The sequence below is a fragment of the Bradyrhizobium sp. USDA 372 genome, from assembly GCF_053629095.1.
Genome location: NZ_JBRJHR010000001.1, coordinates 5,774,697 through 5,796,996, shown reverse-complemented (window position 1 = coordinate 5,796,996; position 22,300 = coordinate 5,774,697). Strand labels below are relative to the sequence as shown.

General features: G+C 65.1%; 19 protein-coding genes. 5 read left to right on the top strand and 14 right to left on the bottom strand.

Translation table 11 applies throughout. The features are described from left to right. Window positions 1-41 precede the first annotated feature (41 nt). The 3 genes from AB7M16_RS27080 (at window position 42) to AB7M16_RS27070 (ending at window position 3,455) form a co-directional block, all read left to right on the top strand. The gene (locus tag AB7M16_RS27080) at window positions 42-1,604 is read left to right on the top strand and encodes a hypothetical protein (protein WP_453945576.1); all 1,563 of its coding nucleotides are present in this window, start codon (window positions 42-44) and stop codon (window positions 1,602-1,604) included. Between the two features lie 163 nt (window positions 1,605-1,767). Next, window positions 1,768-2,763 carry a glycosyltransferase family 2 protein gene (locus AB7M16_RS27075; protein WP_212254263.1) on the top strand — a complete coding sequence of 332 codons (996 nt, stop codon included), beginning with the start codon at window positions 1,768-1,770 and terminating at the stop codon, window positions 2,761-2,763. Window positions 2,764-2,771: 8 nt separating this feature from the next. Beyond that, a complete protein-coding gene (locus AB7M16_RS27070) occupies window positions 2,772-3,455 on the top strand; it encodes a class I SAM-dependent methyltransferase (RefSeq protein ID WP_453945575.1) in 684 nt (227 codons plus the stop codon). Between the two features lies 1 nt (window position 3,456). Here the strand turns inward: AB7M16_RS27070 and AB7M16_RS27065 are convergent, their stop codons facing one another. From AB7M16_RS27065 to tolQ, 11 genes are all read right to left on the bottom strand, one after another. Next, entirely contained in the window at window positions 3,457-4,899 is a 1,443-nt protein-coding gene (locus AB7M16_RS27065) for a hypothetical protein (RefSeq protein WP_453945574.1), read from the bottom strand. A 182-nt stretch (window positions 4,900-5,081) separates the two neighbouring features. After that, window positions 5,082-7,004: an ATP-dependent zinc metalloprotease FtsH gene (ftsH, locus tag AB7M16_RS27060; protein ID WP_035998585.1), complete on the bottom strand. Its 1,923-nt coding sequence runs from the start codon at window positions 7,002-7,004 to the stop codon at window positions 5,082-5,084. Between the two features lie 279 nt (window positions 7,005-7,283). Then, window positions 7,284-8,339, bottom strand: a complete 1,056-nt coding sequence (tilS, locus tag AB7M16_RS27055) for a tRNA lysidine(34) synthetase TilS (RefSeq protein WP_453945573.1) — start codon at window positions 8,337-8,339, stop codon at window positions 7,284-7,286. A gap of 64 nt (window positions 8,340-8,403) precedes the next feature. Then, the gene (gene ybgF, locus AB7M16_RS27050; protein ID WP_453945572.1) at window positions 8,404-9,483 is read right to left on the bottom strand and encodes a tol-pal system protein YbgF; all 1,080 of its coding nucleotides are present in this window, start codon (window positions 9,481-9,483) and stop codon (window positions 8,404-8,406) included. A 207-nt stretch (window positions 9,484-9,690) separates the two neighbouring features. Beyond that, on the bottom strand, window positions 9,691-10,179 hold the full coding sequence (pal, locus tag AB7M16_RS27045; protein ID WP_018641585.1) for a peptidoglycan-associated lipoprotein Pal: 489 nt from the start codon (window positions 10,177-10,179) through the stop codon (window positions 9,691-9,693). 256 nt (window positions 10,180-10,435) lie between these two features. Next, window positions 10,436-11,167 carry an N-acyl amino acid synthase FeeM domain-containing protein gene (locus AB7M16_RS27040; RefSeq protein WP_212254258.1) on the bottom strand — a complete coding sequence of 244 codons (732 nt, stop codon included), beginning with the start codon at window positions 11,165-11,167 and terminating at the stop codon, window positions 10,436-10,438. A 151-nt stretch (window positions 11,168-11,318) separates the two neighbouring features. Beyond that, the gene (locus tag AB7M16_RS27035) at window positions 11,319-13,649 is read right to left on the bottom strand and encodes a putative bifunctional diguanylate cyclase/phosphodiesterase (RefSeq protein WP_212254257.1); all 2,331 of its coding nucleotides are present in this window, start codon (window positions 13,647-13,649) and stop codon (window positions 11,319-11,321) included. Window positions 13,650-13,907: 258 nt separating this feature from the next. Continuing rightward, window positions 13,908-15,254: a Tol-Pal system beta propeller repeat protein TolB gene (gene tolB, locus AB7M16_RS27030; protein ID WP_172785222.1), complete on the bottom strand. Its 1,347-nt coding sequence runs from the start codon at window positions 15,252-15,254 to the stop codon at window positions 13,908-13,910. A gap of 41 nt (window positions 15,255-15,295) precedes the next feature. Next, the gene (locus AB7M16_RS27025; protein WP_172784780.1) at window positions 15,296-16,255 is read right to left on the bottom strand and encodes a protein TolA; all 960 of its coding nucleotides are present in this window, start codon (window positions 16,253-16,255) and stop codon (window positions 15,296-15,298) included. A gap of 4 nt (window positions 16,256-16,259) precedes the next feature. Continuing rightward, window positions 16,260-16,712 (bottom strand): protein TolR, encoded by a 453-nt coding sequence (gene tolR, locus AB7M16_RS27020; RefSeq protein ID WP_025034102.1) that lies wholly within the window; start codon window positions 16,710-16,712, stop codon window positions 16,260-16,262. A 43-nt stretch (window positions 16,713-16,755) separates the two neighbouring features. Next, window positions 16,756-17,472, bottom strand: coding sequence for a protein TolQ (tolQ, locus tag AB7M16_RS27015; protein ID WP_212254256.1), 717 nt, complete (start codon window positions 17,470-17,472; stop codon window positions 16,756-16,758). A 426-nt stretch (window positions 17,473-17,898) separates the two neighbouring features. Here tolQ and AB7M16_RS27010 point away from each other — a divergent pair, with 426 nt between their 5' ends. Next, window positions 17,899-18,414 (top strand): DUF2231 domain-containing protein, encoded by a 516-nt coding sequence (locus AB7M16_RS27010; protein ID WP_453945571.1) that lies wholly within the window; start codon window positions 17,899-17,901, stop codon window positions 18,412-18,414. 10 nt (window positions 18,415-18,424) lie between these two features. Here AB7M16_RS27010 and AB7M16_RS27005 read toward each other — a convergent pair whose 3' ends face one another. After that, complete coding sequence (locus tag AB7M16_RS27005) at window positions 18,425-19,192, bottom strand: serine O-acetyltransferase (RefSeq protein WP_453945570.1); 768 nt, start codon at window positions 19,190-19,192, stop codon at window positions 18,425-18,427. 311 nt (window positions 19,193-19,503) lie between these two features. Between AB7M16_RS27005 and AB7M16_RS27000 the strand changes: the two genes are divergently transcribed. After that, a complete protein-coding gene (locus AB7M16_RS27000) occupies window positions 19,504-20,667 on the top strand; it encodes an acyl-CoA desaturase (protein ID WP_453945569.1) in 1,164 nt (387 codons plus the stop codon). Between the two features lie 160 nt (window positions 20,668-20,827). On the opposite strand, the gene AB7M16_RS26995 is transcribed toward AB7M16_RS27000, so the two are convergent. Next, window positions 20,828-21,319, bottom strand: a complete 492-nt coding sequence (locus tag AB7M16_RS26995) for a DUF2852 domain-containing protein (protein WP_453945568.1) — start codon at window positions 21,317-21,319, stop codon at window positions 20,828-20,830. Window positions 21,320-21,440: 121 nt separating this feature from the next. Next, window positions 21,441-22,181: a TetR/AcrR family transcriptional regulator gene (locus tag AB7M16_RS26990; protein ID WP_172784787.1), complete on the bottom strand. Its 741-nt coding sequence runs from the start codon at window positions 22,179-22,181 to the stop codon at window positions 21,441-21,443. Window positions 22,182-22,300: the final 119 nt, after the last annotated feature.

The window sequence follows — 22,300 nt, the reverse complement described above, 5'->3', positions numbered from 1 at the left end:
CCGGCTCCAGCGCGCGTCGTCGGCCTCAGCGGCTCCATCACATGGTTCCTTTCAGCAAGCCGACTCTGACAGATCCGGCTCGTCCCAACCCGGACCGAGCCGTGGCGATCATCGTGCTTACGATGCTGGCGGCGGTCTCGTTTGTTCCGGTGCTGCTGACGCCCATTCCGGCGATGGTCGATTATCCCAATCACCTCGCCCGCATGTACATTCTGAGCCAGAACAGCACCCCGGGGGCCAATCCGTATTACGAGGTGAGGTGGGCCTTCTATCCCAACCTCGGAATGGACCTGCTGGCCCCGCAGCTGGCGCGGCTGATGAGCGTCGAGAACGCCACGCGGCTGTTTCTGCTGCTGAGCCAATTCCTGATCGTCACCGGCGCGCTGCTGATCGAATGGGTCCGGAAGGGGCGCATCCATCTCGCCGGCTTCGCCGCGCTGGCTTTCCTCTACTGCCTGCCGTTCAGCTGGGGCTTCGTGAATTTCGAGTTCGGGCTCGGCCTCGCGCTCTGGGGCATCGCCGTCTATCTGATGCTGGCCGAGGGCCCCTGGCCGCTGCGCTTCGCCGCCAATCTGATCTTCGTCGCCGTGCTCTATGTCGCGCATTTCTTTTCGCTCGGCATCTACGGCGCGACGCTTGGCCTCTTCGAACTGTCGCGCATCCGCCGAGGGCAAGTCGCGTATCCGATCGCGGCCGCGCGGCTTGGCGCGCTCGCCCTGCCGGCGCTTGCGCTGCTTGCGATCATGCATGTGACGGCAGGCTCGATCGGAAGCGAAGGCAACAGCTGGTTCGCCGCATTCAAGCCGGTCTGGCCGCTGCGTATCATGAACGGCTACAATCTGACGATCGCGGCGATAACCGGCCTGGCGCTGATGACCGGTTTGCTGTTCGCCGCAAGGCGCGGCGTTCTCCGACTCGAGCCGGCGGGGATGTGGCTCGCGATCGGCTTCGTGCTGCTTTACCTCGTCATTCCCTCAAAACTATTCGGAACCTCGTTCGTCGACCTTCGCATCATTCCCGCAGCGGCGTTGATCCTGCCGGCCTTCTGCTCGCTTTCATTGCCGAGCCGGGCGTGGAGAATGGCTGCTCTCGCTGCGATCAGCGGCATCATATTGCTCAATGTCGCCGTCGTCCTCGCGGTCTGGCTGCCTTACCGCGCCGACTATGCGGCGATGATCGCCTCGTTCCAGAAGATCGATCGCGGCTCGCGCGTTCTCGTCGGCAGCACGGACGACAAGGGAGATCCACCCTTCGCCGACCTCACCTCCTATCCGATGTATTATGCGCCGACGCTGGCGGTGCACTATGCCGACGCGTTCGTGCCCAACCTGTTCACCGAAACGGGCAAGCAGCCGGTGCGGCCGCGCGAGGCAGTGCGCAATATTGCCATTCCCTATGGCGGGCCGGTGCCGTCGGGCCTGCTTGCCGCGATCGCGGCGGGCCGGCCGCCGGCGGACGCTCCGCAATTCGTCCGCACCTGGCACCGGGATTTCGACTACCTCTATGTGCTTGGATCGCCGGCCGCAAATCCGCTGCCGGATCGGCTGGAGGTGCTGGAGACATCGAAGCGATTCGTCCTCTACAGGATTCGCCGCACGCCCTAGCGCGAAGCCGCGCCGGCAAAAGCGTGGTTAACCGCACTTCACCATTCCGGTCCGCCGCCCTCACCAATGCTCCGGGCGATAGACCCTTAACGGTTGCGGCAAGGCGACCTTAACCACCTGCTCATAGACTTCCGCCCCTGCAACCCCAGCCGGACTCCCTCGCATGGCGGCCAATTCCAGATCGATCCGCTACAGCCTCGTCATCCCCGTGTTCAACGAGGAAGCGGTGTTGCCGGTGCTGCTGCGCCGGCTCGACCAGGTCATGTCCAAGCTGGACGGGCCGGCCGAAGCGATCTTCGTCGACGACGGCAGCAGCGATTCCAGCTCGATCGTGCTGCGGGCGCTCGCCGCGCGTGACGAGCGCTTTCGCTATATCGGCCTGTCGCGCAATTTCGGCCACCAGATCGCCATCACCGCCGGCATGGACGCCACGCAGGGCGACGCTATCATCGTCATGGACGCCGATTTGCAGGATCCGCCCGAAGTGATCGAGCAATTGATCGCGAAGTGGAAGGAAGGCAACGACATCGTCCACGCCCGCCGCCTGTCGCGCGAGGGCGAAAGCCGTTTCAAGCGAGCGACCGCGCATCTGTTCTACCGGCTGCTCGGCAGGATGTCCTCCGTCGGCATCCCCGCCGATGTCGGCGACTTCCGCCTGATCGATCGCAAGGTGCTGGACGCGCTCATGCAGATGCCGGAGCAGGATCGCTTCGTGCGCGGCATGATCGCCTGGCTCGGCTTCCGCCAGGCCGAGGTCGCGTTCCATCGCCTCGAGCGCGCCGCGGGCGAAACCAAATACCCGCTGTTCAAGATGGTTCGGCTGGCGGTGAACGCCGCGCTCGGCTTTTCCGATCTGCCGTTGCGGCTGGCGATCTGGTGCGGATTGACGGTCTCCGGACTTGCGCTGCTCTACGGCGGCTGGGTGGTCCTGTTGTGGCTCAGCAAGGACAGCCATCTCGTGACCGGCTGGTCCTCGACGATCGTCGTCGTGTCGCTGCTGTGCGGCATCAACATGCTGATGACGGGCATCGTCGGACTCTATGTCGGCCGCATCCATGCCGAAGTGAAACGCCGCCCGCTCTACGTGGTGCAGGCACGCATCGGATTCGATCGCGGCGAGACCGCGGCGACACCCGCGATCCACGCCGTCAACGAGTGACCCAGCGCATGGCCGAACTGTTCGACGGCTATCACGACAATTACCGTGATGTGGTCCAATCCTCGATCGACTTCTCGGGCCTGCCGCATGATTTCTTCATGCGCGCGAAGGCCGACCTGCTGCGCGATCTGATCGCGCAGCGGCTCGGCGCGGAGAGGCCCGACATGCTGGACGTCGGCTGCGGCGTCGGCAGCCTTCATCCGCTGCTGCACGGCATGGTCGGCCGCCTCAGCGGCATCGACGTCTCGTCCGCCAGCCTGATTCAGGCGCGCGCTCACAACGCCGCGGTCGACTACCGGGAGTATGACGGCCGCACCTTTCCGTTCGCCGACGCCAGCTTCGACCTGGTCACGGCCATCTGCGTGATGCACCATATCGTGCCGGCCGAATGGGCGCAGTTCATGGCCGAGATGCGGCGGGTGACGCGCCCTGGCGGGCTCGTCTGCGTGATCGAGCACAATCCGTACAACCCGCTGACGCGCCTCGCCGTTGCGCGCTGCGAGTTCGACCGGGACGCCGTGTTGCTCGGCGCCGGCACGACCCGGAAGCTGATGGCGGCGAGCGGCCTGCGCGAGATCGGCGCGCGGCATTTCCTGCTGCTGCCCTGGGACACCAAACCGGCGCGGCGCCTTGAAGCAGCGTTGAGCGGGGTCTGGCTCGGCGGCCAATACGCCGCGTTCGGGACCGCTTGAATTATTGCGGCGTCGCCCGCCGCTTGTGCACGACCGCCACATCGTCGCCGTAGACACGCTGCCATTCGGGCAGCCGGTCGAGCAACGCGACGGCCGGTGTGCCAGGCGCAAGCAGCGTCGCGCCGATCTTGTATTCATCGAGCAGCTTGAGAAGATCTCCGAGGTCGACCAGCGCCAGCGCACGGTTGTAGCGGTCGATGAACGGCCCGCCGTAGAGCTCGCCGCGGCCATCGATGAAGGTGGGAATGCCGGCATAGATCAAATAGCCGCCGAAGGAATAATCGTTGAGCACACGCTCCGCCTTGGCAAGGCCGGCTTGGGCGATGGCGGCCTCGGGGGTGATGATCGGCGCGGGCCGGATGTCGCGCGTCAAAGCCAGGCCGCTGATCGCGGCCAAGACGCCGAATGCAGCGAGATTCAAGCCGCGCGCGGAGCCGTCGGTCTCGCTCTCGCTCGGCCCGCCGAAGGTGCGGCCCAGCGGGGCCGCCAGATAGAGCGGCGCCAGCATGGCCAGCAGATCCGCATTGCGCATCTGCGCCAGCGCGAAATGCAGCAAGCCGATCACCACCAGGGTCCGCACCACCGGCAGCGTCACGCCGCGCGAGAGCGCGAAGATGCTCCCCAGCAGCAGCAGCTCGAAGCCGCCGACATGGCTGAAATCCTGCGGCCGCCATTCCGCGATCCAGGCGAGCGCGGAGCCGAGGCCGAGCGTGGTCAGCGGCATCAGCAGCGGTTCCGGGCCGTGCGGCGTCAGGCAGGACGCCACCAGGGCAAGCGCCGAGAACGGCAGCCATCGCAGCAGCACGCGCGGCCACTCGCTTCGCTGTTCGCGCAGCAGCGCCTCGAGCACCGCCGGGCCGATCAGCCCGAGCGCCAGCACCACGCTGCCATGCAGGTTGGTCCACAGCACCAGAAGCGGCAGGGCCCAATAGGGCGGAGGCGTGCTGCGGTCCATGCAGCGAACCAGCGCAGCCGCCCAGGTCACCATCAGCGGCAGCACGAGGACATGGGGCCGCGCCAGCATGTGCGGCGCCAGCAGAACGACGGCCGCGATCACCATCAGCATGGTCAGGGCCGGCGAAAGCTCGCGCAGCAGGAAGAACGTGAGCAGGCCAAAGGCGAGTGCTATCGCCGCGGCGGCGATGGCGACGACGCCCGGCCAGCCGGCCAGCGCGTAGACGGCGGCATAGATGACCTCGGACAACCATTCGAAGGTGATCCAGGGCGCGCCGTGCTTCGAAAATGAAAACGGGTCGCTCGTCGGCAGGGTGCCATGCGCGATGATCCAGCGTCCGACCTCGATGTGGGAATAGCTGTCGGGATCCCCAAGCAGCCGCGGCCCGATGGCCAGCAGCACGGCATAGAGCAACAGCCCCACCGCCCAAGGGAGCGCTGCACGCGCCGAAAACGGTTGAACCGCGCTGTGGACGACCTGATCAGTCATGGCGGGCCAAGGTAGGTCGCAAGCGTTAAGTTCTTCTTTAGGGTTTCGCGCATTTGCCCCGGAGCGCAAGTGCGCTTCTGCCGCCCGCTTCAGGCCGCGCGCGCTGGCTTGCGCCCCGGGGGCCAGCCAACAAAAAACGCGGCGTTGCCGCCGCGTTTTTCGATCTCTTCTGCCGCCTGGGTTTACGCCTGCGGCTGCGGCTCGAGGCCGGGATCCGGATCCGGACGCGGGCGCGGCTTGCCGGCCGGGGGCACGGCGGAGGCGCGCGGGGTGGTCGGCTCGAGCACGGACTCGCGGTTCGGCTTCTTGCCCTTGAGCAGGTCGACGATCTCGTCGCCGGTCAGCGTCTCGAACTCGAGCAGGCCCTTGGCCAGCGTCTCGAGATCGGCGCGCTTCTCGGTGAGGATGCGGGTCGCTTCCTTGTAGCCCTCCTCGACCAGACGCTTGATCTCGGAATCGATCTTCTGGACGGTGGCTTCGGAGGCGTTCTGCGTGCGCGACACCGACATGCCGAGGAAGACCTCGTCCTGGTTCTCGCCATAGGAGACGGTGCCGAGCTCTTCCGACAGGCCCCAGCGCGTCACCATCATGCGGGCAAGGCGCGTGGCCTGCTCGATGTCGGAGGCCGCGCCCGAGGTCACCTTCTCGCGGCCGAAGATCAACTCTTCGGCGACGCGGCCGCCCATCATGATGGCGAGGCGCGAGGTCATCTGCTCCAGCGACATCGACAGCTTGTCGCGCTCGGGCAGCTGCATGACCATGCCGAGGGCACGGCCGCGCGGGATGATCGTCGCCTTGTGGATCGGATCGGTCGCGGGCACGTTGAGGCCGACGATGGCGTGGCCGCCCTCGTGATAGGCCGTCAACAGCTTCTCTTCCTCGGTCATGACGAGCGACTTGCGCTCGGCGCCCATCATTACCTTGTCCTTGGCCTCCTCGAACTCGGCCTGCGTCACCATGCGCTTGTTGCGGCGGGCAGCGGTGAGTGCGGCCTCGTTGACGAGGTTCATCAGGTCGGCGCCGGAGAAGCCCGGGGTGCCGCGCGCGATGGTCTTGAGGTTGATATCGGGGGCCAGCGGAACTTTACGAACATGCACCTTCAGGATCTGCTCGCGGCCGACGACGTCGGGGTTCGGCACCACGACCTGACGGTCGAAGCGGCCCGGACGCAGCAGCGCGGGATCGAGCACGTCGGGACGGTTGGTCGCGGCGATCAGGATCACGCCCTCGTTCGCCTCGAAGCCGTCCATCTCGACCAGCAGCTGGTTCAGCGTCTGCTCGCGCTCGTCATTGCCACCGCCAAGGCCGGCGCCACGGTGACGACCGACGGCGTCGATTTCGTCGATGAAGATGATGCAGGGCGCGTTCTTCTTGGCCTGCTCGAACATGTCGCGGACGCGGCTGGCGCCGACGCCAACGAACATCTCGACGAAATCAGAACCCGAGATGGTGAAGAACGGCACGTTGGCTTCGCCCGCGACCGCGCGCGCGATCAGGGTCTTACCGGTGCCGGGAGGGCCGACCAGCAGCACGCCGCGCGGAATGCGGCCGCCGAGGCGCTGGAACTTGCCGGGATCGCGCAGGAACTCGACGATCTCCTGCAGGTCCTGCTTGGCCTCATCCACGCCGGCGACGTCCTCGAAGGTGACGCGGCCATGGGCCTCCGTCAGCATCTTCGCTCGCGACTTGCCGAAGCCCATCGCCTTGCCGGCGCCGCCCTGCATCTGCCGCGACAGGAAGATCCAGACGCCGATCAGCGCGATGAAGGGCAGCCAGGAGACCAGCAGCGAGACGAACCACGGCACGTTGTCGCCGGGCGGCTTCGCGGTGATCTGCACCTTGCTGTCATAGAGGCGCTTCACCAGCGTCGGGTCGTTCGGCGCGTAGGTCTGGAAGCTGGAGCCGTTGGTGAAGGTGCCGTGGATGTCCGGCCCCTGGATCACGACGTCGCGCACATTGCCGCGGTCAACCTCGCTCAGCAGCTGCGAGAAGGCGATGTCCTGCGAGGAAGCCCGCTGACCCGGATTCTGGAAGAGCGTGAACAACGCCAACAGCAGCAAAACAATGATGACCCAGAGGGCGAAATTGCGCAGATTGGCGTTCATCGATCTTCCTTCGTGGTCGCGCGGATCGCGGCCCTGATCCTTGGGTCGTTACTTCCGTCAATGCGAGGAAATCCCAAGGAATCCTCATCGTTGGACGCATACAATTTAGGTGCCGCCCCGGTCGCTGCCAAGGGAACGAGATGGGACTATTTATCCCATCTTACCGCGATTCCCGCTGAAATAATGGCGCCCAAACCGGGGTTTTTCCTGCCTGGTTAAGGTGGCCTGACGGGCACGGACGCGAATTGACCGGTGTCATGATCCGCTTCTCTTTCGCGCTCATTTGCCCTTGCGCCGCCGGGCCGGCGCCGGCGCGATCTGGATACGCCCGCCGGCAAGGCTGATCAAGGCTCCCGCAAGGGTTTGCTTCAGGACCGGCCGGCCATTTGCGGCTGCACGGGGGCTGGCGGCCGCCCGATCAAGCACGGACATCAGGGTTTCGACCTTGCCGAGTTCCGCCGGCCCTTCATGACCGAGCGCGTTGATGGCCCGCAGCAGCAGCCGCAGCCGCACCTCCTCCGGCAGGGCGGCAAAAGCCGAGGCCTCGAAGCTTCGGACGCCCACCTGCGGCGCATCGCCGCGATCCCGCACGCGGAGGAAGCGCTCGGCGCCGTCGGCGAGCACCTCGATCGCCGCGTTGGCCCGCGCCAGCCTTGCCGCGAGCCGCGCCAGATTTCTGGCATCGCCGCCCTCGGCTGCGAGAAGCGGCAGCAGCGCGCGCAACCGCGGCCGGGTGAAGGCGGCGTCCCGGTTGCTGGGGTCCTCGGCAAAGCCGATCCTCGCCCGCCGCAAGGTCGCGATCAGCTGCGATTTGGGGACATCGAGCAACGGACGCGCCAGCACGATTCCGTCGCGCGCGGTGAAAGGAGCCATGGCCGAGAGCCCGGCAAGTCCGCTGCCGCGGAACAGGCGCATCAACAGGGTCTCGGCCTGATCGTCACGGGTGTGGGCCGTCAGGACATGGCTCGCGCCGGCGGCACGCGCGGCCTGTGCAAGCAGACGGTAGCGGGCCTCGCGCGCGGCGGCAGGCAACCCCGTCTTCGGCTTTTCACCGCGCCAGCGCAGGGTCCGGTGCGGCAATCCGAGCGCGGCGGCGAGCCGCTTGACCTCGCGCGCCTCGCGGGCGGCTTCCGGGCGCAGGCCGTGATCAATCGTCACGACCGTGATTTGCGGGGCTCGCGCGAGGCTGCGCTGCCAGCGGGCCGCAAGCCACATCAGCGCAACCGAATCGGGCCCGCCGGAGACCGCGAGCACCAGCGCCGGCGCATCTTTCAGGCCCGCGAAGAGCCGCCTCGCCTCGCGCGCCGAGATCGGTGAATTGTCGTCGTCTGACATGACGCTGCAATCGTCCGCGGATGGACCGAGTGTTTAGCGCAACGCCATCGGTTTTGTCAGCGGATCAGCACTTCACCCGCTTCTGCTCGCGATCGACGGTGGCTTTGACGCTCGCCGAGGCGCGTGGATATTTGCGGCCGATCTCGCCGAAGGCGGCGCAGGCGGCCTCCTTCTCCTTCAGCGCGGCGAGCGACTGGCCGAGCCTCAGCAGCGCATCCGGCGCCTTGGCCGATTTCTCGTATTTGGTGGTGACGGCGAGGAAGGCTTCCGCGGAGTCACGATATCGCTGGCGCTGGAAATAGCTCTCGCCGAGCCAATATTGCGCGTCACCAAGCAGCGGGTCACTCGGATATTTCTGCGTGAAGTTCTTCATGGTCTGCTCGGCCAGTGCGTAGTCCTTGCGCTGCATGTAGCCGATGCCGAGGTCGAACTCGTCGCGCGGCGTCGCCGAGGGCGGCAGGGTGGCCAAGGCAGCGCCCCCGGCCGGTGCGGGATAACCCGATTGCGCCGGCGGATAGCCGGGCTGCGCGGCTGGCGGCACACCTTGCTGGTAGCGGGGGCTGGTGTTGGCGAGATCGAGCGGCTCGCCGGCATTGCGGCCGCCGCCGGGCGTGACCGCCGGCATCGGCTGCTGCCCGCCGCCGAGTGCGCGCGGCGCACCGGGCGCGTTCGGGTTCTGGTTGGGGTCGAAGGCATCGCCGCGGCGGCGCGTGCCGGGTGCGCCGGGCGTCGGCTGCTCCTGAACGATCGGCGCGGGCGCGGCGATCTGCGGCTGCTCGTAAGCAGGCTGAGCGGCCTGCTGTTGCGACGGCTGGCGGTAGCCGGGCGCGGCCTGACCTGGTGCAATCTGGCTCGGTGCGATCTGTGCGGGCGGCATCGCCGCGACGTTGGGTGCCTGCCCGGGCGCGGCTTGCGCGCCGCCCTCGAGCGCCCGCAGCCGCTCTTCGAGCTGGCGGTTGCGATATTGCAGCTCTTCGTTCTGGCCGGTGAGCTGGCGCAGCCGGTTCTCCAGCCGCTCGATCCGCATCTCCGGGTCGGCATCTTCCGACTGCCCGTAGCCCGATTGCGCAAGTGCGGGCGAGCACAAGGAGAGCAGCGCGGCGGTCGCCACGGTGCCGGTAAAGACCTTAAATCTGGATGACATCTTGCCCTGACGACGAAAGCGAAATGGCCTGCGACGGAACCCTCGACGCGCCACACATTGAAGTGGAGTACGCCAAAAATGTGACTGATACCAAGGGGTTTTCAGTCACAGAATGCTGAAACGAAACCGGCGCCCGAGAGGGCGCCGGCATCATCCAATTCCAAAGCTGAACGGCACCTGACTGACCGCCCGCGACCTGACCGATCGTCAGGAGCTCGCGTTCAAGACAGTGACCGCGCGGCGGTTCTGCGACCAGCAGGAGATGTCGTTACAGACGGCGACCGGCCGCTCCTTGCCGTAGGAGATCGTGCGCATGCGGTTCGGGTCGATGCCGCGCGAGGCGAGGAACGAACGCACCGACTGGGCACGCCGGGCGCCGAGCGCGATGTTGTATTCGCGGGTGCCGCGCTCGTCGGCATGACCTTCGATGGTGAAGGAGTAGCGCGGATAGGTCTGGAGCCACTGCGCCTGCTTCTCCAGGGTCACGATCGCCTGCGGGGTCAGATCGGTCTGGTCGCTTTCGAAGAACACGCGGTCGCCGACATTGACGACGAAGTCCTGCTGGCTGCCCGGCGTCGCCGCATTGGCCATCGCATCCGTCGCGGCATTCTTGTTGGCGCAGGCGCCCATCGACAGCGCGACGGCGAGCACCGCGGCCAGCTTCAATCCCTGGAGGATACGCATAGGATGTTTCATTCCGGAGCCTCCACGCTCACGTTAGTCCACTGCTGTCCGGTCTACAGGGGGTTGGTTAAGCGAACGTTCCGTCAACCTTGACGGAACCTTGCCACAGCCGGTCAAATGCCCCCAACCAGCGAAAAGCAAACGCCATGGTTAATGGGTTGTAAATGTGGCGCGAGGGTGAAGGCAAGCCGGTCGATGATCAAAACACCGTTCCGCCAGGATCGACCCCGGCGGCCGAGCGGCTGAAGCCGCTCACGGACTGAAGGGTTCAGGCCGGCGCAGCCGCGCCGGCAACGAGAACCGGCCGCGATGGGGCAATCCGGGGGGCGCTACGTTCGAACAGCATCCGCCGCTCGAACGCACTGGATCGCATGATGGGAAAACGCGTGAGGATCTTTTCCCGGACTCTAGGATAGTCCGAAGCCATCAGGACGGCTTTCTTGGTCGGCCAGCCCGGAAATGAACGCGGCTCGGTGAGAGTCTCGGACAGGAACACGCGGCGGTAGAACGCCTGATGATCGGTGCGCACCATCGAGAGTCCGACATCGGCGTTGAAGTGCTCGCAGGCGACGAAAGGAAGCCGCACCGTCAGATAAGGCAGTTCGGGGAACCGTTGCTGCATTTCCGGATCAGCGACGAATCGACAGGGGTCGATGAAGACCTCGCCCCGGTCCAGGCGCGGATGCAGCACGTCACCGAACACCTCTGTCGTGTAGGACATCCGCCATTCGAATGTCAGAACGTGGATGCGGACGGCACTGCAGAGTTCGTTGTCGACGTAGACTCCGAAATTCCAGACGTTGGGCGCGTCGTCGAAACGGTCGGTCACCCGCTGGGATTCCGACGGCGGAATCAGCCCGGCGTGCAAATAGGCATGGTAACGCATCCGATGGAGGCGATCCTTGTCCTCTTCCGTTTCGATGAGCCGATAATCCACACGCTCAAACAGCGCGGCTCCGCGTGGAACAAGCGCCGTTTGCGGTTCGGCCCCGGACTTCATCGATAACCCCTACGCTGCAAGCAACTTCTGCGAGTGAGCACAAGTTAATAGTTCCTTAAAGAAATTGCAAAGCGTTAGAAACGTTAGGGTTAACCTTTTGCGCCCCGTAAAAACACCGACAAGAAGAGCCTTTGTGAAGTCGGAAGGGAGGTCAGGCGATCGATCGCGCCGAAGCTGCGAGGGACTGATCGTTGCCGCCGCGAACGCCGTAGGAGGCATTGAGCAGCTGACGAATGCGCACGGCAGGGACTGGCCGGCTGAACAGGTATCCCTGAGCTTCGGTCACTGTCCCGTCGGCGTTGATGAGCTCGAGTTGCTCGTTGGATTCAATTCCTTCCACCACCACCGACATACCGAGGTCGGCGGATAGCCGCGCCACCCCCCGCAGCAGCGTCAGCGGACGGTCCGAGTCGATGCCTTCCAGGAAGGAGCGGTCGATCTTCACCTTCTGCATGGGGAAGTTGTGCAAATAGCTGAGGCTGGAATAGCCGGTGCCGAAATCGTCCAGCGAGATGCGCACGCCGAGCGCGTGCAATTGCGACAGGATGTCGTGCGTCAGCTGGGTGTTGCGCAACAGCGAGGACTCGGTGATCTCGATCTCGAGCCGATGCGCCGGCAGGCCCGACACTTCGAGGGCATAGCGGATTTCACTCAGGACGTCGCGCTGGTGGAATTGCTGCGGCGAGAAGTTGACGGCGACGCTGACGCCTTCCGGCCACTTCATGCATTCCACGCAGGCGCGGCGCAGGATCCAGCGGCCGAGATCGACGATCAGGCCCATGTCCTCCGCGACCGGGATGATGTCGATCGGCGACACCGTGCCGCGCACCGGGTGATTCCAGCGCAGCAGCGCTTCGCAGGTGGTGATCTTGCCGGACTTCAGATTGACCAGCGGCTGATAGAACAGCTCGAACTCCTCGTTGGCGAGCGCCTTGCGCAGGTCGAGCTCGAGGATGCGGCGGGCCTCGACGGTCGCCGCCATCTCGTCGCGGAAGAAGCAGAAGGTGCCGCGACCGTCGGCCTTGGCACGGTACAGCGCCATGTCGGCGTTCTTGAGCAGCGTGTCGGCGCTGGTACCATCCGGCGAGGTCAGCGCGATGCCGACACTGGCGCCGATCTCGACCAGGTGATTGTCGATGCGATAGCGCTCGCTCAGCCGCTCGACGATGCGGCGGGCGAGCGCCGCCGCGTCCTCCGGCGAAGCGAGGTTCTGCTGGAACACGACGAACTCGTCGCCGCCGAAGCGGGCGACGAAATCTTCGGGCCGCAGCATCTCGCGCAGGCGGTTGGCCACCGCACACAGGAGCTGGTCGCCGCAGGGATGGCCGAGCGTGTCGTTGACCTGCTTGAACTGGTCCAGATCGATGAACAGCAGTGCGGAGAGCCGCTCGGCATGATGCGTGCTCGCCAGCAGTCGCTCGATCTCGTCGCGGAAGCTGACGCGGTTCGGCAGCGCCGTGAGATCGTCGAAGCGGGCCAGATGGCTGATCCTGGCCTCCGCCGTGCGCCGCTCCGTAATGTCCTCGAGCAGCACCACCGCACCGCCGTCAGCCATCGGCTGTACGGTCCATGACAGCGAACGGTTCCTTTGTGAATCGGGGTCGGCGGTGATGATCTCTTTCGCATGCGCGTTTTCGATATCGGCAATGATCGCAGCGCCGCTCGCGGCCGAGATCGATCCCCCCTCGACACATGCGGCGACGATGTCGCGCGCTGTCATGCTGCTCTGGGTGAGATTGCCGGGCAGTTTCATCATGGCAGCAAAGCGGTGGTTCATCACCGCGAGCTGGCCGTCGATGCGAAACATGCAGAGCCCGTGCGGCATGTTGTTGAGCGCCGTGTCGAACTGGCCGGCGAGCGCAGCCTCGCGTTCGCGTGCGACAACCGCGCGCAAGAATATCTTGTGCAGATTGCCGGACAGCCGCATGACCGAAAGGAGGAACGCGGCGCAGACGACGGACATCGCGACGTAATAGGGCGTGCGGTGCAGCGCCAGCGCGATCACGGCCGGTCCGAAGATCAGAGTGGCTTGCAGACGAAATATCCACTGCCGTCCATAAGCTCTCCCGGCCCCTCCCGCCACGATTCCGGTGGTGACCGAGAGCGCAATCATGTGGGCGACGGCATCTTCATTGCTCAACAGCGTCGTGGAACACCAGAGACCGATTACGGCCGCCTGAATGAGCGCTCCAATCTGGTAGCGCTTCTGCCAACGCGCCGCTTGTTCGGCGCTCAGAACCGATTTTTGGGCCTGGTATCGACTGAGATCGAAAGCGCGTATAGCTCCCGCAAGAATGAGAAGCGGAACAAAGCCCCAGAGCAGCACCTGTCCGGTCTTGAGCGCCGTCAGCGAGGCCGAGAATGCCGAGAACACAATGCCGGTAAGCACCGTGCCGGGAGCTTCGAACAGCGAATCGGTCAGCGCCGCCGAGATCGTCGGCGAGGCCTGGTCCGGCTCTCTGCTCTGGCTTGCGAACTGCATTGGTGTTTGTACGCGCGTCCTGTTTGCCGCGTACTTTTACCCACTTCAGGTGAAGCCTTTCTGAGGGAACATCGTTAAAGTCGAGTTGTTTTCGGCAACGACGAAATGGCTTTCGCCTGATATATCAGGCAGGTAGGAAACTCTCGCCGGGGCCCAAGGTGAAGGAAGTGTTGCCCTTCGTAGAGAACGCGGAAAAATCGGCGCGTTTTTTCGAAAACATCGCGCGTCTGAACGCGCGATGTTTCGGTTGCGATGTCGTCAGCCCGAGGTCGAGGACAAGAGCGGCGACCATGCCGGGTCCGAGGCGAAGCCCGGCGTCGGCACCTTCAATTCGTTGCGGCCGGAGATGTCGACCGAGTACAGCGACGGCCCGCCGTTGCCGCCGGGATCGCGGAAGAACATCAGCACGCGGCCGTTCGGCGAGAAGGTCGGGCCTTCATTGTGGAAGCCGGAGGTGAGCAGCCGCTCGCCGGAGCCGTCGGGCTTCATGACGCCGATCGCGAACTGGCCGCCGCCCTGCCGGGTGAAGGCGATGTAATCGCCCTTCGGCGACCACACCGGGGTGGAGTAGCTGGCGTTGGTGTCGTCCTTGGAGAAGGAGATGCGCTGCGCCTGTCCGCCGCCCGCACTCATCACGTAGATCTGCGACCTGCCGCCACGATCGGACTCGAAGCAGATCCGGCTGCCATCGGGCGAATAGGACGGCGAGGTGTCGATCGCCGGCGTGTCGGTGAGACGCGTGGTCGAGCGCGAGCGCAGATCCATCACGAACAGGTTGGAATTGCCGCCCTGCTGCAGGCTCATGATGACGCGCTGGCCGTCCGGCGAGAAGCGCGGCGCAAAGGTCATGCCGGGGAAATTGCCGACGATCTCGCGCTGGCCGGTCTCGATGTTGTAGAGATAGACCTTCGGATCACCCTGGCCGAACTCCATGTAGGTGATCTCTTGCGAGTTCGGCGAGAAGCGCGGCGTCAGCACGAGGTCGGAGCCGCGGGTCAGATAGCGCACATTGGCGCCGTCCTGGTCCATGATCGCGAGCCGCTTGACGCGGCGCTCCTTCGGCCCGGTCTCGTCCACGAACACGACGCGGCTGTCGAAATAGCCCTTCTCGCCGGTCATGCGCTCGTAGATCTGGTCGGAGATGATGTGCGCGATGCGGCGCCAATATTCCGGCGAGGTGAAATATTGCTGGCCGGCGAGCTGCTGGCCGGAGATGACGTCCCACAGACGGAATTCGGCCTTGAGACGGCCGTCCGGCTGCCGCGTCATGCGGCCGGTGACGAGCGCCTGCGCGTTGAGGGTCTTCCAGTTCTGGAATTGCGGCGCGACGTCCATGTTGCTGATGCGCTCGATGAAGGCGGCCTGGTCGATCGGCGCGAACAGGCCCGAGCGCTTCAGATTGTTGGTGATGACCTGCGTGACGCCGTTGCCGACGTCGCCGTCGGACGGCGAGCCCGGCAGGAAGCTGGTGATCGCGATCGGGATCGGCTGGAATGCCGTGGGATCGATGCGCAGGCGCCCCTCCTGCCCTTGAGCGAAGGCGCGTCCGCTCCCGAGCATCGCGAGCGTCGATCCGGTCAGGGTCATGAAGCGGCGGCGGTTCATCGAGCTCACGTCATTCATCGCAAAATTCTTTTGTTCGGATGTCACAACATATCTTTCAGGCCGAAAGTCATCGGAATGAGCTTCCAGCTCTCGTACTGCTGCTTCGGCATGAAGGAATAGACCTGGCACTGCACGATGGCACGCTTGGCGCTCTCCGCCACCGCCTGTGCGATCGACCGCGACGGTCCACGCACTGCGACGACGATCGGCTCGGAGGCGAGCGATCCGTCGATCTTCATGGGAATGTCGATGTCAGCCTCGTACTGATCGGCATCCTGCCCGTTATAGGTGGGGGTGAAGCAGCGCTTGACGGCGCCCTGGAATGCACCGCGCCAGGTCGCGACATTGTTGGCGGCCGTCCCGGTCGCCGCCCCCAGCGATGCCGACGCGTTCAGCGTCGACCCGGCGAGCTCGTGCCGGGTCGCGGCGCGCTTGTCGAGGTCGCGCTGGATCTGCGCGGGATCGAAGGTGCGCTCCTTGGGCTTGGGCTGCTGCTGCGGCTGCACCGCCGCGACCTTCTGCTCCACGGGCTTCGGCGGCGGCTTCTTGGTCTCCATCTTCTTCTGCAGCTCGGCGATCGGATCTTCCTTGGCCGGATCAGGCTTCTTGTCCTGCGGCTTCGGCTCTTCCTTCGGCTTGGCCTCGGCGACGGGCTTGGGCGGCTCCGGCTTCTTCTCGACCGGCTTCTCGACGGGCTTCGGCGGCGGCTCCGGCTGCGAGTTGGTCTTGATCAGCTCTTTCTTCTCGGTGACCTTGCCGACGGCGTCTTCCTCGGGCTTGGGTTCGGCGATCTTCTCGACCTTGGGCTTCGGTTCTTCCTTCTTGCCGGTCTTCTGCCCCGCCATCATCTTGGCGAGCTGATCGGTGGAGATGATGTCGACCGGAAGCGACTCCTCCGGCGCGATGTAGGCCTTGCTGCTGAAGGTGACGAGCCCCCATCCCAGCACGAGGACATGCAGGGCAATCGACGCAACGAGTGTCTTGTCGACGTTCACCTTCACGGCCTCAAGACCCCTGATCCGCTTCCGTGACGAGCGCCAGCTTCTTGAATCCGGCGCCCGAGAGCTGGCCCATCACCTTGGCGACGGTGCCGTAATCCGCCTTCTTGTCGGCGCGCAGATAGATGCGCTCCTCGAGGCCGCCGCGCGCATCGGTGATCGCCTTCAGCTTCGGGATCAGCTCGTTCAGCGCAATCTCGGTATCGTTGATGAACACCTTGCCCTTGATGTCGACCGACATCTGGATCGGCTTCTGGTCGTTGTTTTCGAGGCTCTTGGCCTGGGTCTGGGGCAGGTCGAGCGGCACGCCGACGGTCAACATCGGCGCCGACACCATGAAGATGATGAGCAGCACCAGCATGACGTCGACCATCGGCGTGACGTTGATCTCGGCCACGACCGGCTTGCGCCGGCCGCGGCGCCCGCCGCCGCCGGACGAACTCGCAACGTTCATGGCCATGATCGCGTGCCCAAATTGCCCTTCACACTATACATGCCGTCGTTCAGCCCCGCTCGTCGATCTGACGGGACAAGATGGCTGAAAATTCATCAGCAAAGCCCTCGAGCCGCTGGGCCTGCCGGTTCACCTCGGAGGTGAACTTATTGTAGAAAATAGTGGCAGGAATGGCGGCGATGAGGCCGACGGCGGTCGCAAACAGCGCCTCGGCGATGCCGGGGGCGACCACCGCCAGAGAGGTATTTTTCGACGCCGCGATCGACTGGAAGCTCGACATGATGCCCCAGACCGTGCCGAACAGGCCGACGAAGGGGCCGGCGGAGCCGACGGTCGCGAGCACCAAGAGGCGCCGTTCCAGCCGCTCCACCTCGCGCGCGATCGAGACGTTCATCACCTTGTCGATGCGCATCTGAAGCCCTGCGACCGAGCGGGCATGGCTCTCGAACGAGCGCTTCCACTCGCGCATCGCCGCCACGAAGCAGGCCGCCATGGAATGCGTCGGCTTGGCCGACAGCGTGCGATAGAGCTCCTCGATCGACTCGCCGGACCAGAACGCCTGCTCGAAACGGTCCATCGAGCGGCGGGTGCGCGCGTAAAGAAAGATCTTGTCGATGGCGATCGCCCAGACCCAGACCGAGCAGGCCAGAAGCCCCAGCATCACCGCCTTCACGATCCAGTGAGCCTGCCAGAACAGCGCAATCAGCGACACGTCGGCGGCGGCAGCAACCGGAAGGGCTGACTGAGCCAATTCGGCCGGATTCATAAGCAGTATCCTCTCAAGGCGATCGTTACCTAATGTCCTTCGGCCAGCAAATCTCGGCCGGTGTTCCCCAACAGCCGCGCTGGACCCGCGCGGCGGGCAAGCCCGCTCAAAGCCTTGTCTTTCTGGGGTGCAGGGCTAGTCCAAAGCCGGCCGCCTGCATTCCCCGCCAAGATGTCAAAACTAAGGGGCCTTGACCCCAGGCCTTGACGCCGGGCTCCGGGCACGCCTGTCCGGCCTTACCAGAGCCCGCCGATGGTTAATGCGGGGTTACCGGCGGCGCATTTGGCTGCGGGAAAGGCAGTTCGCACAGGGGGATGAAGGACGCTGCGTCGCGCCCGGAGCACGAGTTCCGCGCACAGGGCAGCCGGAGGAACCAGCTTTCGCGCCAAAAATTGTCCGGAAAATCACTTTCAGCGAGGTCTTGCCATGTCCATCAACCCCAAGACGACCGCCGCCATCGGCGATCACCCGCTCCACCCCATGCTGATCCCGTTCCCGGTCGCGTTCCTGGTCGGCGCCCCCATCGCCGATCTGGCCTTCATCGGAACCGGGGACGGTTTCTGGGCGCGCGCCGCGATATGGCTGATCGGCGCCGGCGTCGTCATGGCGCTGGTTGCCGCCGCAGCCGGCTTCACCGACTTCTTCAGCGAGCCCCGCATCCGCCGCCTGAACGATGCCTGGTATCACATGGTCGGCAATCTCGCCGCGGTCGTGCTGGCCCTGGTCAATTTCTATCTCCGCTACGCCCAAGGCGCGGAGGCGGCGATCAAGCCGTGGGGCGTCGTGCTGTCGCTGGTCGTGGTCGGCATCCTCCTGTTCACCGGATGGAAAGGCTGGGAGATGGTCTACCGCCACCACGTCGCGGTGCTGGATGCGCCGGGCCAGACCAGCTCGGAGCCGGTCAACCCGCATCACGGCGGCGAACATCGCCGCGCCGCGTAAGCGAGGGCCCTCAGGCGGCCGATGCTGCCTCGGGGCAGTTGGTCAGCCGCGCAGGATTGCCGACCGCCGTGCAGCCGGCGGGAATATCCGACGTCACGACCGTGTCGGCGCCGATCTTGGCAAAATCGCCAATAGCGATGTCGCCGAGAATGGTCGCGCCCGATCCGATGAAGACGCCGCGGCCGACCCGCGGCGAGCGTGTCGGCAGCTCGCTGCGACGGCCGATGCTGACGTTCTGCAGGATGGTGACCTCGTCGCCGATGACGACGTTGGCGCCGATCACGATGCCCGTGGCGTGGTCGAGATAGACCGCCGATCCGATGCTGGCGGCCGGATGAATGCTCACCTGCAAGACATTCGACGCCTCGTTCTGAAACAGCAGCGCCGCATCGATTTGGCCACGATGCCACAGCCAGTGCGAGACGCGCCAGGCTTGCAGCGCGACGTAGCCCTTGTAGTGCAGCAAGGGCGGCAGCAGCTCGGCGATCGCGGGATCGCGAGATGCGATGGCCTGCAAGTCGCGGCTGGCGGTCTCGATCAGGTCCGGCTCGCCGTGAAAGGCGTCGCGGGCAAAGGATGCGAAGCGCGCGCGTTCGGCGGCATTGCTGCCGAGGCGCTGGCCGATCAGAGCGGATAAGGCTGCGGCAAAATTATCATGAGCGAGAATGGCGCCGGCGAGCGCCCTGCCGAACACGGGATCGGCAGCGGCCGCGCGCTGCGCCTCGCTGCGAAGTCTCCGCCAAAGGCTGTCGCTCGCCATCGTCGCAGCTTCCGCCATTGCCGCCTCCGGTATTCTGGCGCGTCCTACTCAGGTGCCGAATATAGGACGTGGGTGGCCCCCGCGCCACGGCGCACGCGTGGCCCCCAAACAGCATGCCGCAGCTCCCCGTGAGGCTACGAGCTTGCATGCCAGGCACCCGCGACCATATAGTTCGCTTGCTATTCGGCCGGCGCTGCGTTGGCCGGGATGTACACGCAGAGCATCTCAAGCCCCCCGCGGTGGTCCGCCATCCGCGGGTTTTTCGCACCCGACGTCCTGCGCGGCCGATGCGAATACCCGATCCCCCTCACCCAAGGTCACGCCAAGACATGTCGCCCAACGCGCTCGCCGACGACCACCATGACGACGTCATGTACCCCTCCGCCATACCGTTCGTGCTGGTCCATCTGGGCTGCTTCGCGGCCATCTGGTCGGGCGTCACCTGGCAGGCCGTCGCGATCTGCGGTTCGTTGTACGTCGTGCGCATGTTCGCAATCGGGGCAGGTTACCACCGCTATTTCTCTCATCGGGCCTTTGCGACAGGGCGCGCGTTTCAATTCATCCTGGCCTGTCTCGCGCAGAGCAGCGCACAGAAGAGCATTCTATGGTGGGCGGCCAAGCATCGGCACCATCATCTCCATTCCGATACCGAATTGGACGTGCACTCACCGCGCCAACGCGGCTTCCTGTACAGCCATGTCGGCTGGATTTTTTACCGGCAGCACGACGCGACCGACCTCGTGAAGGTGGGCGATCTCACGGTCTATCCGGAGCTGATGTGGCTGCATCGGCTGGAGCTTCTGCCGGCCGTCGTGCTTGCAGCGCTCTGCTTCCTGGTTGCGGGCTGGTCAGGTCTGATCGTCGGCTTCCTCTGGAGCACGGTGCTGGTCTATCACGCGACCTTCTGCATCAACTCGCTGGCCCATGTCCATGGACGCAAGCGCTACGTGACAGGCGACGATTCCCGCAACAACTGGCTGCTGGCCTTACTCACCCTGGGAGAGGGCTGGCATAACAATCACCACGCCTACCAGAGCAGCGTGCGACAAGGCTTTCGCTGGTGGGAGGTCGACGTGACCTATTACATCCTGAAGGTCCTGTCCTGGTTCGGCATCGTCTGGAACATGAAGGCGCCGCCCGAACTGGTGCTGCGCAACGAGCAGCAGCTCGGCGCACGGGTCATCAACAGGGCAGCCCGCCAGCTCGCCGGACAGTTCGACGCTCACGCGCTGGCGCACGCGATCTCGTCGGCGCTGCACAGGGCCGACATGGCCCAGCTGCAACTGCCGACGCTGCACGACATCTTTAATCGCGCCCACGAGAGCGTCGATGCGCTGACGCATCTGCATCTGCCGAAGATCCCGACCCGCGACGAGTTTCTCGCCGAAGCCAGGGCGATGTTCGCGCGAACGCGATCGCTCAACGAGATTGTGGACCACGCCTACGAGCATTTCCTGACGTCGGTTCGCGCGCAGCTCGCCACCGCGCGCTGACCAGGGTGACCTGCAAGGCCATCTGAACGTCGCGGCTGCCCAGCCGCACTCCCCCCAAGAACCAAACCGCCCGCCTGCGGGTTGCGCAGGCGGGCGGCTCGGGGCCATCAGGACTTTGGGGGCATGCGCCTGAAGGCTTTGAGAGGTGGACTTCTTCGGATCAACCCTGCTGCTGGTCGGTCGGCGGCGGGGTCGGACGCGTCTTGTGCTGCGCCATGAACTGGTCGAACTCTTCCTTGTCCTTGGCGTGACGCAGGCGGGTCAGGAAATCCTTGAACTCGCGCTGCTCTTCCTCGAGGCGCTGCAGCGTCTCGGCGCGATATTCGTCGAAGGCGCGGTTGCCGGAGGACGGCGGGCCGAAGCCAAAGCCGAAGCCGCGGCGATCCATGCGGTCGCGCATGCGATCCATCCTGTACTGCATCTTTTCCATCTTGTTCTGCCAGCGATCCTGGTGGCTCCAGCACGACATTCTTCTGCTCCCGAGTGTGAAAAAGAGAAGGGCAAGTCCGATCGGCCACCAGATGATGAAGCCGAGAATGGTCACGGCGATCCAGCCGGGATGCCAGGGCGTATCGAGCATGCGGGGGCGCTCGTACTGTTGGTATTGGTCCGAAGGGCCGCGCCATCGATTGACATCAGCGGTGTAGGCCATTTCCCATCTCCATCACGGCAACTGCGCCGTTGTGAATGTAAATAACATTTACATAGCTAGACTATCCCGCGATTTTGTCAAGCTGGCCGCCAGACACGCCCGCGTGATTATTCGCGCAATCTTATTTCGGCTTGCCCCAGGGACCGCCGGGCGGGACGCCCGAACCGGAGGGAGCCTCCGGCGGCACCGGCGGCGGCGCGGCGCCCTTGCCCGCAGGACGGCGGTCGGTCGGGAAACCGAGGCCGCGCAGATAGATCAGCACTTCGGCCTCCAGCAGCTCGTCCGGCGACATCGGCAGCTTGCGTCGCGCGGCATCGCCCCGCGAGAACAGCGAGGCCACGCCATGCGCCATCGACCAGATGTGCAGCGCCATCATCATGGCCGGCGGTCGGGGCGTGCCGGGCGGCGTTAGCGCGGCGAGCCGCTCGGCTGCGGCTCGGATGATGTTGAAGGCGCGTTCGCTGGCCGCCTGAAGTGCGGCATTGGCATCGACCGGCACGCCAGATTCGAACATCGCATTGTAGAAGGCCGGCTCCTCGCGGGCGAAGGCGAGATAGGCCTTGCCGACGCGCTCGAACGCGGTGACCGTATCGGGCCGCCCGTCGTCCCAGGCCGCGGACAGGCGCGCCTCGAACTGCTCGAAGCCGCGCTGCGCGATCGAGGACAACAGCTCCTCACGATCGCGGAAATGCCGATAGGGCGCCGCCGCACTGACGCCGGCCATGCGCGCGGCATCGGCGAAGGTGAAGCCGGCAGCCCCCTTCTCGGCGATCAGCCCGAGGGCCGCCTGCAACAGGGCTTCCTTCAGATTGCCGTGGTGATAGCCGCGCTCGGCGCGGCGCTGCTCCTTGCGCCAGCTCATGTGAACGACCTTTACATGAGCCGGGCGCGAAGGTCACTAGCGGCGATGGGGCGTGATTAACCCCGTAGTCTCCGCAGTCGTTCCGAAGTGGCTCGAAGAGCCGCCCCGGAATGACGATC